The following is a 13,776-nucleotide window of genomic DNA, read 5'->3' on the forward strand; positions in this document are numbered from 1 at the left end:
ACCCGGTTCGCGCGTTGTGGACGAGCGAAAGGGGAGCCCATGACCGATGAAGACGAAGCGGCCTTCGACGAGTTCGTGGCCGCGCGAAGTACGGCGCTGCTCCGGACCGCGATCCTCGTCTGCGGCGCCAGCGCGCACGACGCCGAGGATCTCGTCCAGGGCGCGCTGGAGAAGGTCTACCGCCACTGGTCCCGCATCCGGTCCGACAACCCGGAGGCCTACGCCAGGAAAGTGGTGGTCAACAGCGCCATCACCCGCTCGCGCCGCCGCAAGGTGATCCAGGAGATCACCTTCGCCGCGCCACCCGACACCCCCGTCGACGGCCCGGACCTCGGTCTGCGCGAGGCGATGCTCGCCGAACTGCGCAAACTGCCCGCCCGGATGCGCGCCGTGCTGGTCCTGCGCTACTGGGAGGACCAGTCGGAGATCGAGACGGCCGCCCTGCTCGGCTGCTCGGTCGGCACGGTGAAGAGCCAGGCGGCGCGGGGGCTCACCAGGATCAGACAGGCAATGGTTGAAGGAGTGCCCGCATGAACGTCGAGGAAGCACTGAAAGAGGCGATGCGCGCCCGGGTCGACGAGGTCTACGCCCCGCCGTCGATGGGAGCCGCCGTCCGGCGCCGCCGCCGCCGTTCACTGACCCGTTTCCGTACGGCCGGAGCCGTGCTCGTCACCGCGGCCGTCGCCGTGACCGTCCCCATCGTGCTGACCAGCACCGCCGAGACCTCGGGACCGGCGAGCGAGAGCGCGCCCGCCCTGGCGGTGCCCGGCATCGTGGTGCCCGACGTGGTCGGCATGGGCGTCAAGGAGGCCTTCGTCACGCTGGAGAAGGCCGGCTTCACCCCCAGGATCGTCGCCGAGGGCATCGACGACGAGGACATCGCGGTGCCCCCCGGCACCAAGGTGCTCCAGATGGACCCGTCCGCCGGAGCCGTGGCCGAAGAGGCCGCCACCGTCAGGATCACCGTCCCGACGCCGGCGCCGACCGCCTCGCCCGAGGCTGTCGGCAAGATCTCCGACCTGGGCGACCTCGGCGACGGCCTGACCTGGATGGGCATCCACGTCGGCTACCTCCCCGAGGGCGTCGCCTGGACCGGCAACTCCTACGAGGGCGGTTTCGGCAAGAAGTCGGCCACCGTCCCCTACGCCGTCGCCGGCCTCGGGGAGGGCATGTACTCGGTCCAGGTGATCGTCACCCACGAACCGAGTCCGTCGTGGCGGACCGGCGAGAAGGTCGGCCCCGGAGAGGCCTACCTGAGCGTCTTCGACGAGGGCGGCCAGCCGGCCAAGCTGGGCCCCTCGACCACCCTCACCGCCACCCGCTTCTTCGACGGCGGGATGGCCGTCCAGGTCCTGTTCAGCCCCGACTACAGCGCCTCCCTCGGCGAGTCGAAGGCCCGCGTGGAGATCGTCAAGGTGCTCGACCACATCCGCCAGGAGAAGTAGGGCAACCTCCTCGATCGGTCAGGCGTATGTGAGGGCATGACGGGATTCGCGGAATTCGTCGCCGCCCGGGGCACGGCGCTGCTCCGGACGGCGTACCTCACCTGCGGGTCCGTCCATGAGGCGGAAGACGTGCTGCAGACGGCCCTGGAGAAGGCCTGCCGCAACTGGTCCCGGATCGACGGGCGCGATCCGGAGCCCTATGTACGGCGCATCATCGTCAACACCGTCATCAGCCGGGCCAGACGACGGGCGATCCTGCGGATCATCCCCACGGGATCGCCCCCCGAACGCCCGGCGCCACCCGACGACGTGGTCCTACGCCACGTCCTCATGGACGGCCTGCGAGCCCTGCCACCCCGGCAACGCGCGGTGATCGTGCTGCGCTACTGGGAGGACCTGACCGAAACCCAGACCGCCGAGATCCTCGGCTGCACCACCGGCACGGTGAAGAGCCAGACCGCCAAGGCCATGGCCCGCTTACGCACCCTGCTGGGCGAGGAGGTGACCCATGCTGGAACATGACCTCAAGGCGGCCATGACCGCCGAAACGGCGGGTCTGGTGATCGCCCCCGACCTGGCCGAACGCGTCGAACAGCGGACCCACCGCAGGAAGTGGCGAACCCGCCTGGCGGCGCTGATCGTCCCCCTCCTCGCCGCCGTGGGGTGGTTCCTCATCCCCCAGAGCCTCGGCACGGTGGCCGCATCTCCCGACCGGGTCGTTTCGGTGGACCTCGACCACCTGCCGCCCGGCCTCGTTTCCGAGCCCGCCAAGTCCTACGCGATGGAGAGGGACATCGACTGCACCACCGCCACCTGGCGCGGCCAGGGCCAGGTGATCACGCTCAACGTCTACCGGGGCGAGGGCGTCAGGGACGACCCGGCCTTCCACCGAAACGAGCAGGTCATCCCGGTGAGGAGCACGACCGCGGAGATCGCCGGCCGCCGGGGCAGCCTCGCGACGGGGGCGACCGGCCGCTACTTCCTCTGGGTCGTCGAACCGGGCCTGGCCGTGACGGTCTTCACAGACGGCACCGACCTGGAGAAGGTCGTCGAGGGGATCTCGATCCGCTAGCGGGCCTCGCCGAAGAGCTTGCCCAGGCGGGCGATCCCTTCGGCGAGGTCGTCGTCGCCCAGGGCGTACGAGAGCCGGAAATAGCCCGGCGTGCCGAACGCCTCGCCCGGGACGACCGCCACCTCGGCCTCCTCCAGCACCAGCTCGGCCAACTCGACCGACGACGCGGGCCGCTTACCGCGGATCTCCTTGCCGATCAGCTCCTTGACCGACGGGTAGGCGTAGAACGCCCCCAGCGGCTCGGGGCAGACCACGCCCGGGATCTCGTTCAGCGTGCGGACCATCGCCTGGCGGCGCCGGTCGAAGGCGACCCGCATCTCCGCCACCGCCGACAGATCACCCGAAACCGCCGCCAGCGCCGCCGCCTGGGCCACGTTCGACACGTTCGACGTCGAGTGGGACTGCAGGTTGGTGGCCGCCTTCACCACGTCGGACGGCCCGATCAGCCAGCCCACCCGCCAGCCCGTCATCGCGTAGGTCTTCGCCACGCCGTTGAGCACCACGACCTTGTCGGCCAGCTCGGGGACGGCGGTCGCGATGCTGGTGAACGTCGTGGAGCCGTACACGAGATGCTCGTAGATCTCGTCGGTGACGACCCACAGATCATGCTCGACCGCCCAGCGGCCGATCGCCTCGACCTGCTCGGGGGAGTAGACCGCCCCGGTCGGGTTGGACGGCGACACGAACAGCAGCGCCTTGGTCCGCCCGGTCCGCGCGGCCTCCAGCTGCTCCACCGAGGCCAGATAACCGCTGGTCTCGTCGGTGAGCACGTCGACCTGGACGCCCCCGGCCAGCTTGATCGCCTCGGGGTAGGTGGTCCAGTAGGGGGCCACGACCAGCACCTCGTCGCCCGGGTCGAGCAAGGTCGCGAAGGCCGCGTAGACGGCGTGCTTGCCGCCGTTGGTGACCAGCACCCGGCCGGGGTCGACCTCGAAGCCGGAGTCGCGCAGCGTCTTGGCCGCGATGGCCTGCTTCAGCTCGGGCAGCCCGCCCGGCGGCGTGTACTTGTGGAACCGCGTCTCGGCGCAGGCGGCCACGGCGGCCTCGACGATGTAGGCGGGCGTGGGGAAGTCGGGCTCCCCGGCACCGAACCCGATCACGGGCCGACCTGCGGCCTTCATGGCCTTGGCCCGGGCATCGACGGCGAGGGTGGCTGACTCGGAAATCGCGGCGACACGCGCGGAGATGCGGTTCATGTTCACATGTTTTCAGACCGGTATCCGGCCACCCCGCCATTTCCACGATGCGGACGGTACCGTTGACCTGCGCGGCCGTACTGGTTCGACGAAGTGCTCGATCATGCGTACACTTCAGCGTCTAGTGGGCCACAACGGCGGTGAACGGCACGCCCGTTCTCCTGTAGTGTGGTGCACGGCTTAGGGCACTAGCGCAATTGGTAGCGCACCGGTCTCCAAAACCGGCGGTTGGGGGTTCGAGTCCCTCGTGCCCTGCGGAGTGCGGTCCGCGCACTAAGGGCGTATGAGCCGCCAGATGCGATGGACACGACGGATCAGGTGAGGACTGTGGCGATCGACACGCGCGGCGAGGCCGCGGCTCAGCCGGAAAAGCCGAGTGGCGAGAAGAAGGCCAAGCGCACCACCCCTGCCCTTTTCTACCGGCAGGCTGTAGCGGAGCTCCGCAAGGTCATCTGGCCGACGCGCAAGGAGCTGATCAACTACACCATCGTGGTCCTTGTTTTCTGCCTGATCATGGTCGGAATCGTTTCCGCACTGGACTTCCTTTTGACGCAGGGTGTGCTGGCGGTCTTCGGTTCCTGACCCGCTCCGCACGTAAAACCCGACGGAAAGAGGAAAAGCCATCGTGTCCGAGTCTCCGCTGCACGCCGACGACTCCCGCGACGAGTGGGACGACGAGGCCGTTGAAGAGGTCGACGAGGCCGCTGACGACGCTGCGGAAGCCGACGAGGCCACCGAGGCTGAGGCTTCCGTCGCCGCCGACTCCGACGTCGAAGCCAACGTCGACGAAGACGGCGACATCCTCCCCGACGTCGACCCCGTCGAGGAGTTCAAGCGCCAGCTCCGCGGTCAGCTCGGCGAGTGGTATGTGATCCACTCCTACGCCGGCTACGAGAACCGCGTGAAGCAGAACATCGAGAGCCGCACCGGCAGCCTCAACATGGAGGACTACATCTTCCAGGTCGAGGTGCCGACCCACACGGTCACCGAGTTCAAGGGCGGCAAGAAGACCCCGATCAAGGAGCGCGTGCTGCCGGGCTACGTCCTGGTCCGCATGGAGCTCACCGACGAGTCGTGGGCGGCGGTCCGCAACACGCCGGGCGTCACCGGGTTCGTCGGCCTGTCCAACAAGCCCAGCCCCCTGAACCTCGACGAGGTCGCCAAGCTGCTGGCGCCCGAGCCGACCGAAGAGGTCAAGAAGGCCGCCAGCAAGGCGTCCGCCTCGACCGTCGAGTTCGAGATCGGCGAGTCGGTCACCGTCATGGACGGCCCGTTCGCCACGCTCCCGGCCTCGGTCAGCGAGATCAGCCCCGAGTCGCAGAAGCTCAAGGTGCTGGTGTCGATCTTCGGCCGAGAGACTCCGGTGGAGCTCTCGTTCAACCAGGTCTCGAAGATCTGAGGCTGTCGCCTACAATTAGACGTTCGGTCGAGCCGCTCCTTCGCGAAGGGCGGCTCGCCGACATGTTCCCCCTCCGTTTCGCCGGGGGAACGCATCACCCAAACAGGACCCGGAGAGAGTCATGCCTCCCAAGAAGAAGATCGCGGCGTTGGTGAAGGTCCAGCTTCCCGCTGGCCAGGCCACCCCCGCCCCGCCGGTCGGTACCGCCCTCGGTCCCCACGGCGTCAACATCATGGAGTTCGTCAAGCAGTACAACGCTGCGACGGAGTCCCAGCGGGGCAACATCATCCCCGTCGAGATCACCATCTTCGAAGACCGCACCTTCCAGTTCGTCACCAAGACGCCTCCGGCGCCCGAGCTGATCAAGAAGGCCCTCGGTCTCAAGAGCGGTTCGAACAACCCGCTCAAGACGAAGGTCGGCCAGCTCTCCAAGGAGCAGCTGCGCGCCATCGCCGAGCAGAAGATGCCCGACCTGAACGCCAACGACATCGAGATGGCCGAGCGCATCATCGCCGGCACCGCCCGTTCCATGGGCATCACGATCGCCGAGTAGTACCCGCCGTTCCGAACAGGCACGGCACCTTGACCACAGTGGAAGGGCCTAGCGCGGCCCGTACCACGAACTCCCTTCAGGAGATGTAGCTGTGAAGCGCAGCAAGAGCTGGAAGAACGCGGCGGCGCAGATCGACCGCGACGCCCTGCTGAGCCCGATCGACGGGGTCAAGCTGGCGAAGAAGACCGCGAGCACCAAGTTCGACGCCACCGTCGAGGTCGCCCTGCGTCTGGGCGTCGACCCGCGCAAGGCCGACCAGATGGTCCGCGGCACCGTCAACCTCCCGCACGGCACCGGTAAGACCGCCCGGGTCCTGGTCTTCGCGACCGGTGACCGTGCCGAGGAGGCCCGCGCCGCGGGTGCCGACATCGTCGGCGCCGACGAGCTCATCGACGAGGTCGCCAAGGGCCGCCTCGACTTCGACGCCGTCGTGGCCACCCCCGACCTCATGGGCAAGGTCGGCCGCCTGGGCCGCGTGCTCGGTCCCCGTGGCCTCATGCCCAACCCGAAGACCGGCACCGTCACCCCGGCCGTCGGCAAGGCCGTCACCGAGATCAAGGGCGGCAAGATCGAGTTCCGTGTCGACCGGCACGCGAACCTGCACTTCATCATTGGCAAGGCGTCCTTCGAGGAGCGTCAGCTCCTGGAGAACTACGCCGCCGCCCTCGACGAGGTGCTGCGTCTCAAGCCGTCCGCCGCCAAGGGCCGCTACCTCAAGAAGGTCACCTTCGCGACCTCGATGGGCCCCGGCATCCCGGTCGACCCCAACGTCGTCCGCGTGACCGTCGAAGACGTCGCCTGATCATTCAACTGATCGAAAAGGTCTGAACAATCCCCGTCCGGGTACCGGACGGGGATTGTGTCTTTTCTGTGCGAATCCTGAGGACAGGAACGCGCGTCAGAACGGCCCCACGTAGGCTCGGGCCGACGAAGGGATTGACAAAATGCGCAGATTCTTAGTGGCCGCCGGGGTCGTCGCCGCCCTCGCGGTCGCGGGTTGCGGAACCACGTCTGCCCAGCCGCTGGGGGACGTCAAGCTCTCCGCCGCCGAGGCCATCCAGCAGACCGCCCAGAAGGCGGACTCGATCGACTCCTACAGCGCCGACATCGTGATCGACTTCGCCGATCCGAAGGGCCAGAAGGGGAGCGTCCAGGGCAGCATGCTGTTCCAGCAGAAGCCCTCCCTCGCCTCCGACGTGACGCTCAGCCAGGTGTCCTTCGGTGGTCAGAACGTTCCGGGTGGCCTGCGGGTCATCCTGGCCGACGAGATCGCCTACGTGAAGATGGACATGCTGAAGGCCGTCCTCGGCACCGAGAAGCCGTGGGTGAAGGTCGACCTGAAGCAGGCCGGGGGCGCCGAGGCCGCCGGGCAGTTCCTCGAGCAGGCCCAGCAGATCGACCTGAAGACGAGCGTCACGCTGCTGACCGCGTCCAAGGACGTCAAGGCCGTCGGCACCGAGTCGGTCAACGGCGTCGACACCACCCACTACTCGGGCACGTTCCCGGCCGATGCCGCGGTGCTGCTGCTGCCGCAGAAGACCCAGGAGCAGGTCAAGGGTCAGCTGTCGCACCTGAAGAACGTGAAGTTCGACGCCTGGATCGACGCCGACGGGCTGCCGCGCAAGATCGGCATCAACGGCGCCGAGAGCGGTGCGAGCTTCTCCGCCACCCTGCTGTTCAAGTCGTTCAACGAGAAGCTCGAGATCGCCGCGCCGGCCGCCGACCAGGTGGGCGACCTGCCCAAGAACATGCCCCTGGGCGGCTGATTTGGCGTTGCGGCCTTGACACCGTACTCTTAGTCCTGCCAAAGACCGCCGGTTGTCTCCGGGTGTGTATCCCGGTGACCGAAGGTCCCACTTTGTGGGCGACCCGCGCAGGTGTGACTGAGAGCCTCTGCCAAGCCGTTCCGTGCTTGCTGAGAGCCCCGTGCGCCCCTGCGCCCGGGGCTCGTCTGTTTTCTGGGGTCTTCTCTACCCTTCCGGCGGCACATCTGGAAGGAGGCCCATGGCGAAGGCGGAAAAGGGCGGCGCTGTCGATGAGCTCAAGGCTGAGTTCGATGGCAGCAACGCCGCCGTTCTGACCGAATACCGCGGGCTCACCGTCGCCCAGCTCAAGCAGCTGCGCGTCTCTCTCGGTGGGCATGCGAAGTTCGCCGTGGCGAAGAACACGCTGGCCAAGATCGCGGCGAACAACGCCGGGATCACGGTCCTCGACGACCTGCTCTACGGCCCGACCGCGATCGCGTTCGTCAAGGGCGACGTGGTGGAGGCCGCCAAGGGTCTGCGTGAGTTCGCCAAGGCCAACCCCCTTCTGGTGATCAAGGGTGGTGTCGTCGACGGCAAGGCGATGAACCCCTCCGAGATCTCCAAGCTTGCTGACCTCGAGTCGCGAGAGGTTCTCCTCTCGAAGCTGGCCGGTGCCCTGAAGGCCAAGCAGTCCACCGCTGCCGCCACCTTCGCCGCGCTGCCCACGCAGATGGCTCGTCTGGCCGAGGCCCTGCGCGCGAAGCGCGAAGAGTCCTCTGCGCCTGCGGCGCCGGCGGAGTCCGCCGAATAAGCAGGTCCGCGCGAGCGGGGGGAAACGCAAACCGCGGTCCCTTTTCCACGTTTTCAGCACGATCCTTATGGAGGAACCATCATGGCGAAGCTCAGCACCGACGAGCTGCTCGACGCTTTCAAGGAGATGACCCTCCTTGAGCTGTCCGACTTCGTGAAGCTGTTCGAGGAGACCTTCGACGTCAAGGCCGCCGCCCCGGTCGCGGCCGTGGCCGTTGCCGGCCCCGGTGGCGCCGCTCCGGCCGAAGAGGCCGAGGAGCAGGACGAGTTCGAGGTCATCCTCGAGGCCGCCGGCGACAAGAAGATCCAGGTCATCAAGGAGATCCGCGCTCTGACCAGCCTGGGCCTCAAGGAGGCCAAGGACCTCGTCGACGGCGCTCCCAAGTCGGTCTTCGACGGCAAGGTCAACAAGGAGCAGGCGGAGAAGGCCAAGGCTGCCCTCGAGGGCGCCGGCGCCAAGGTCACCGTCAAGTAGTCTGCACGTCCCGCGAAGCGGTCCGCTCCAGGTGCCTGGGCGGGCCGCTTTCGGCATTTCCGGGCTATTTCGGTACGCGGATCTTCAGGCCCATTCCGTCTGTTTTGAACCGGCGTTCGATAAGCCCGATTACAATCCCGCCGTGGCCAGGATCCGCCGTGAGGCCCCTCGTCGTCTCAACCTGGCCCTGCTGGCCGCCGTCGTCCTTCTGGGCGCCGCCATCGGGTGGGTCGCCACGCTCAGATCAGGCGCGCTGGCGAGGGAGGCCGATGAGGCCGCCGCGGTGACGGCCGCCTCCACCCACGCCGTCAGCCTGATGTCGCTCGACCACCGCACCTTCGACACGGCCTTCCGCCGGGTGCTGTCGACCTCGACGGGGGAGACCAGGGCCCGCTACGAACGTGAGCAGGCCGCGGCGCGCGCGACGGTGATGAAGGACAAGGTGCTCCAGACCGGGGTGCTACGGGGCGCCGGGCTGGCGTCGATGAACGCCGAGGGCACCCGGGCCCAGGTGCTCGTGGTCGCCGACGTGATGATCGACTTCACCGGCCGCGAGGGCGACGAGCCCGAGGAGCGCTTCTACCGCTGGCGCATGGACCTGGCCAAGGAGAGCGGCCAGTGGCTGGTCGCGGCGGCGGAGCTGGTGTCGTGATGGCCGTCGTCCAGCGGGCCCTCCGGCTGACGTCGCTGCTCGTGGTGCTGGTCGTGCTGGCCCTGGGCGTCCTCGGCTGGCTGTATCTCGACCTCAGGCGGGCACAGAACACCTCGGCGGCGGCCGCGGAGGCCGCCCAGGCGGCGCGTTCCTACGCGGCCGACATGCTCTCCTACGACCACCGGACCATCGAGGCCGACCTGGCCAGGGCCCGCAGCCACGCGACCGGCCCGCTGGCCGAGCAGTACACCAACCTGGCCGGGACGTTCATCCCGCAGGTGCGTCGCCAGCAGAAGGTGCAGCAGGCGACGGTGGCCGCCGTGGCGGTCGAGGAGGCCACTCCCGAAAGGGTCAAAGTGCTGGTTTTCCTCAACACGACCACCAGCCAGACCGAGGGGCCGGCCGAGGTCGTACAGAACCGGGCGCGGCTGGTCATGGTGGTTACGGACGGTCGCTGGCTCGTGTCCGGCCTGTCGACTCTGATCGGCAACACGCCCATCCGCTGAGCCGCGCGACCCAATTGTTAGTCACGTTTGTGTTTTGGTTCAGGCGTGTACGGGAAAGTCCAGGGCGTCGGAAGGTCGATCGACGGTCATCGTTGGGGCTTCCGTGTGACAGAGCGTTAGCGGACTCGGGTCGAGGGTATCGACTGGGCTCGGCGGGTTGTCGATAGGGCTTCGCAACCGACGGTCGTCTCACGGGAGGGATAAACCCAGCGTGCTGGCCATTGGTTAGCCGAAATGTCGTCTCTCGGGCTTGACGTTTGAGCCCAGACGGGTGATGCTGCCAGCAACGTGGAGCGCAGAGCGAGAGCGGAGTGGACAGGTGTATGCCCATCGGCTACACTGCCCCTTTGCGCTGCCCTTTGACGACCGTTTCTCTGAGTAACCTCGCTTTCCTTGGTCGTCTGGCGTGCGTGTAGTCAGTCCGCGAGCCCTCGGAAGGACATCTGTTGGCAGCCTCGCGCAACGCCTCCGCCGTACCCGCCGGTCCCCGCACCGTGTCGTTCGCTCGTATCCAGGAACCTCTGGAAGTTCCTGATCTTCTAGCTCTGCAGACCGAGTCCTTCGACTGGTTGCTCGGCAACGAAAAGTGGAAGGCCCGGGTCGAGGCGGCCCGCCAGGCGGGCCGCCGCGATGTGCCGGCCCAGTCGGGTCTCGAGGAGATCTTCGAGGAGATCAGTCCCATTGAGGACTTCTCCGGCACCATGTCCCTCTCGTTCCGGGATCACCGGTTCGAGCCGCCCAAGTACTCGGTAGACGAGTGCAAGGACAAGGACATGACCTACTCCGCCCCGATGTTCGTCACGGCGGAGTTCATCAACAACACCACCGGCGAGATCAAGAGCCAGACCGTGTTCATGGGCGATTTCCCGCTCATGACCTCGAAGGGCACCTTCATCATCAACGGCACCGAGCGTGTCGTGGTGTCCCAGCTGGTCCGTTCGCCCGGTGTCTACTTCGAGCGCACCGTCGACAAGACGTCCGACAAGGACCTCTACGGCGCCAAGGTCATCCCGTCCCGGGGTGCCTGGCTCGAGTTCGAGATCGACAAGCGTGACAGCGTCGGCGTCCGCATCGACCGTAAGCGCAAGCAGGCCGTCACGGTCCTGCTCAAGGCGCTCGGCTGGACGAGCGACCAGATCCTGGAGCGCTTCGGCCAGTACGAATCGATGCGCGCCACCCTGGAGAAGGACCACACCTCCGGCCAGGACGACGCGCTGCTCGACATCTACCGCAAGCTGCGCCCGGGCGAGCCCCCGACGAAGGAGTCCGCGCAGGCGCTGCTCGAGAACCTCTACTTCAACCCCAAGCGGTACGACCTCGCGAAGGTCGGCCGTTACAAGATCAATAAGAAGCTCGGCTGCGACTCCGAGATCACGCAGGGCACCCTCACCGAAGAAGACGTCGTCGCCGCCATCGAGTACATCGTCCGGCTCCACGCCGGTGAAGAGGCGATGGGCGAGAACGGCAACGTCATCGTCGAGGTCGACGACATCGACCACTTCGGCAACCGTCGTCTGCGCACGGTCGGAGAGCTGATCCAGAACCAGGTCCGCCTGGGTCTGGCCCGCATGGAGCGCGTCGTGCGCGAGCGCATGACGACCCAGGACGTCGAGGCGATCACGCCGCAGACCCTGATCAACATCCGCCCGGTCGTGGCGTCGATCAAGGAGTTCTTCGGCACCTCGCAGCTGTCGCAGTTCATGGACCAGACCAACCCCCTCGCGGGCCTGACCCACAAGCGTCGTCTCTCGGCGCTCGGGCCCGGTGGTCTGTCGCGTGAGCGGGCCGGCTTCGAAGTCCGTGACGTGCACCCGTCCCACTACGGCCGCATGTGCCCGATCGAGACGCCTGAAGGCCCGAACATCGGTCTGATCGGCTCGCTCGCGTCGTTCGGCCGGATCAACTCGTTCGGCTTCGTCGAGACCCCCTACCGGAAGGTCATCGACGGCAAGGTCAGCGAGCAGGTCGACTACCTCACGGCCGACGTCGAAGACCGCCACGTCGTGGCCCAGGCCAACACGCGCCTGAACACCGACGGCAGCTTCGCCGAAGACCGCGTGCTCGCCCGCCGTAAGGGCGGCGAGTTCGAGGCCGTCCACCCGTCCGAGGTCGACTACATGGACGTCTCGCCGCGCCAGATGGTGTCGGTGGCGACCGCCATGATCCCGTTCCTCGAGCACGACGACGCCAACCGCGCGCTCATGGGTTCGAACATGCAGCGCCAGTCGGTGCCGCTGCTGCGGAGCGAGGCCCCGCTGGTCGGCACGGGCATGGAATACCGCGCGGCGACCGACGCCGGCGACGTCATCAGCGCCGAGAAGGCGGGTGTGGTCGAGGAGGTCTCCGCCGACTACATCACCGTGATGAACGACGACGGCACCCGGATCACCTACCGCGTCGCCAAGTTCAAGCGGTCCAACCAGGGCACCTGCTTCAACCAGAAGCCCATCGTCGCCGAAGGCGACCGGGTCGAGGTCGGCAAGGTCATCGCCGACGGCCCCTGCACCGACACCGGTGAGATGGCGCTCGGCAAGAACCTGCTCGTGGCGTTCATGCCGTGGGAGGGCCACAACTACGAGGACGCGATCATCCTGTCGCAGCGCCTCGTGCAGGACGACGTCCTGTCCTCTATCCACATAGAGGAGCACGAGGTCGACGCCCGCGACACCAAGCTCGGCCCGGAGGAGATCACTCGGGACATCCCGAACGTCTCCGAGGAGGTCCTGGCCGACCTCGACGAGCGGGGAATCATCCGGATCGGCGCCGAAGTGGTCACGGGTGACATCCTCGTCGGAAAGGTCACCCCCAAGGGTGAGACCGAGCTGACCCCCGAGGAGCGCCTGCTGCGCGCGATCTTCGGTGAGAAGGCGCGCGAAGTGCGCGACACCTCGCTGAAGGTTCCGCACGGCGAGTCCGGCAAGGTCATCGGCGTGCGCGTGTTCAGCCGCGAGGAGGGCGACGAGCTCCCCCCCGGCGTCAACGAGCTGGTCCGCGTCTACGTGGCCCAGAAGCGCAAGATCACCGACGGCGACAAGCTGGCCGGCCGTCACGGCAACAAGGGCGTCATCTCCAAGATCCTCCCGGTCGAGGACATGCCGTTCCTCGAAGACGGCACCCCGGTCGACATCGTGCTCAACCCGCTCGGTGTGCCCGGCCGAATGAACGTCGGCCAGGTCCTGGAGACACACCTGGGGTGGATCGCCGCCCGAGGATGGGACGTCTCCGGCATCGAGGAGGCGTGGGCCGAGCGCCTGCGCGAGGCCGAGATGACCGCGATCAAGCCGTGGACCAAGGTCGCCACCCCGGTGTTCGACGGTGCCCACGAGGAAGAGATCGTCGGTCTGCTGAACAGCACCCTGAAGAACCGCGACGGTTCCCGCATGGTGCAGCCGAACGGCAAGGCGCGGCTGTTCGACGGCCGCTCCGGCGAGCCGTTCCCGCACCCGATCTCGGTCGGTTACATCTACATCCTGAAGCTGCTGCACCTGGTCGACGACAAGATCCACGCGCGTTCGACCGGTCCGTACTCGATGATCACCCAGCAGCCGCTGGGTGGTAAGGCGCAGTTCGGTGGCCAGCGATTCGGCGAGATGGAGGTGTGGGCCCTGGAGGCCTACGGCGCCGCCTACGCGCTTCAGGAGCTCCTGACCATCAAGTCCGACGACGTCCTCGGCCGTGTGAAGGTCTACGAGGCCATCGTCAAGGGCGAGAACATCCCCGAGCCCGGCATCCCCGAGTCCTTCAAGGTCCTCATCAAGGAAATGCAGTCGCTGTGCCTGAACGTCGAGGTGCTCTCCAGCGACGGCATGTCCATCGAGATGCGGGACACCGACGAGGACGTCTTCCGCGCGGCGGAGGAGCTCGGTATCGATCTGTCCCGGCGCGAGCCGAGCAGCGTGGAAGAAGTCTGAGGGGGAATTAGC

15 protein-coding genes and 1 tRNA gene are annotated in these 13,776 nt (G+C 67.2%); 15 read left to right on the forward strand and 1 reads right to left on the reverse strand.

All coding sequences use genetic code 11. From position 1 onward, the window contains the following. The first annotated feature begins 39 nt into the window (after positions 1–39). Genes ACYQ78_RS30820 through ACYQ78_RS30835 form a run of 4 tightly spaced genes read left to right on the forward strand, consistent with a single transcriptional unit; the run spans position 40 to position 2,517 of the window. Complete coding sequence (locus ACYQ78_RS30820; protein ID WP_459804468.1) at positions 40–534, forward strand: SigE family RNA polymerase sigma factor; 495 nt, start codon at positions 40–42, stop codon at positions 532–534. Then, positions 531–1,445 carry a PASTA domain-containing protein gene (locus ACYQ78_RS30825; RefSeq protein WP_459804469.1) on the forward strand — a complete coding sequence of 305 codons (915 nt, stop codon included), beginning with the start codon at positions 531–533 and terminating at the stop codon, positions 1,443–1,445. The genes ACYQ78_RS30820 and ACYQ78_RS30825 overlap by 4 nt, the downstream gene beginning before the upstream one ends. Before the next feature lie 36 nt (positions 1,446–1,481). After that, positions 1,482–1,967 (forward strand): SigE family RNA polymerase sigma factor, encoded by a 486-nt coding sequence (locus ACYQ78_RS30830; RefSeq protein ID WP_459804470.1) that lies wholly within the window; start codon positions 1,482–1,484, stop codon positions 1,965–1,967. Beyond that, positions 1,954–2,517 (forward strand): hypothetical protein, encoded by a 564-nt coding sequence (locus ACYQ78_RS30835; protein ID WP_459804471.1) that lies wholly within the window; start codon positions 1,954–1,956, stop codon positions 2,515–2,517. Before ACYQ78_RS30830 ends, ACYQ78_RS30835 begins: the two co-directional genes overlap by 14 nt. Here ACYQ78_RS30835 and ACYQ78_RS30840 read toward each other — a convergent pair. Then, positions 2,514–3,713, reverse strand: coding sequence for a pyridoxal phosphate-dependent aminotransferase (locus tag ACYQ78_RS30840; RefSeq protein ID WP_459804472.1), 1,200 nt, complete (start codon positions 3,711–3,713; stop codon positions 2,514–2,516). The two genes, ACYQ78_RS30835 and ACYQ78_RS30840, sit on opposite strands and share 4 nt — an antisense overlap. A 182-nt stretch (positions 3,714–3,895) precedes the next feature. Here ACYQ78_RS30840 and ACYQ78_RS30845 point away from each other — a divergent pair. The 11 genes from ACYQ78_RS30845 (at position 3,896) to rpoB (ending at position 13,764) form a co-directional block, all read left to right on the forward strand. Next, positions 3,896–3,968, forward strand: a tRNA-Trp gene (locus ACYQ78_RS30845). A gap of 72 nt (positions 3,969–4,040) precedes the next feature. Then, a complete protein-coding gene (gene secE / locus ACYQ78_RS30850; protein WP_030451517.1) occupies positions 4,041–4,295 on the forward strand; it encodes a preprotein translocase subunit SecE in 255 nt (84 codons plus the stop codon). Between the two features lie 43 nt (positions 4,296–4,338). Continuing rightward, positions 4,339–5,112, forward strand: a complete 774-nt coding sequence (gene nusG / locus ACYQ78_RS30855) for a transcription termination/antitermination protein NusG (protein ID WP_459804473.1) — start codon at positions 4,339–4,341, stop codon at positions 5,110–5,112. A 121-nt stretch (positions 5,113–5,233) separates the two neighbouring features. Then, positions 5,234–5,665 carry a 50S ribosomal protein L11 gene (gene rplK / locus ACYQ78_RS30860; RefSeq protein WP_030451515.1) on the forward strand — a complete coding sequence of 144 codons (432 nt, stop codon included), beginning with the start codon at positions 5,234–5,236 and terminating at the stop codon, positions 5,663–5,665. Positions 5,666–5,756: 91 nt separating this feature from the next. Further along, positions 5,757–6,467 carry a 50S ribosomal protein L1 gene (gene rplA / locus ACYQ78_RS30865; RefSeq protein ID WP_459804474.1) on the forward strand — a complete coding sequence of 237 codons (711 nt, stop codon included), beginning with the start codon at positions 5,757–5,759 and terminating at the stop codon, positions 6,465–6,467. A 142-nt stretch (positions 6,468–6,609) separates the two neighbouring features. After that, positions 6,610–7,431: an LppX_LprAFG lipoprotein gene (locus tag ACYQ78_RS30870; protein ID WP_459804475.1), complete on the forward strand. Its 822-nt coding sequence runs from the start codon at positions 6,610–6,612 to the stop codon at positions 7,429–7,431. Between the two features lie 238 nt (positions 7,432–7,669). Beyond that, positions 7,670–8,221 carry a 50S ribosomal protein L10 gene (gene rplJ, locus ACYQ78_RS30875; protein ID WP_459804476.1) on the forward strand — a complete coding sequence of 184 codons (552 nt, stop codon included), beginning with the start codon at positions 7,670–7,672 and terminating at the stop codon, positions 8,219–8,221. 81 nt (positions 8,222–8,302) lie between these two features. Beyond that, positions 8,303–8,695 carry a 50S ribosomal protein L7/L12 gene (gene rplL / locus ACYQ78_RS30880; protein ID WP_459804477.1) on the forward strand — a complete coding sequence of 131 codons (393 nt, stop codon included), beginning with the start codon at positions 8,303–8,305 and terminating at the stop codon, positions 8,693–8,695. A gap of 142 nt (positions 8,696–8,837) precedes the next feature. Further along, a complete protein-coding gene (locus ACYQ78_RS30885) occupies positions 8,838–9,347 on the forward strand; it encodes a hypothetical protein (protein ID WP_459804478.1) in 510 nt (169 codons plus the stop codon). Then, positions 9,314–9,853, forward strand: a complete 540-nt coding sequence (locus ACYQ78_RS30890; RefSeq protein WP_459804479.1) for a hypothetical protein — start codon at positions 9,314–9,316, stop codon at positions 9,851–9,853. Before ACYQ78_RS30885 ends, ACYQ78_RS30890 begins: the two co-directional genes overlap by 34 nt. A 446-nt stretch (positions 9,854–10,299) precedes the next feature. Beyond that, positions 10,300–13,764: a DNA-directed RNA polymerase subunit beta gene (gene rpoB / locus ACYQ78_RS30895; protein WP_459804480.1), complete on the forward strand. Its 3,465-nt coding sequence runs from the start codon at positions 10,300–10,302 to the stop codon at positions 13,762–13,764. The last annotated feature ends 12 nt before the right edge of the window (positions 13,765–13,776 follow it).

The sequence above is a fragment of the Herbidospora sp. RD11066 genome (genome assembly GCF_054661255.1).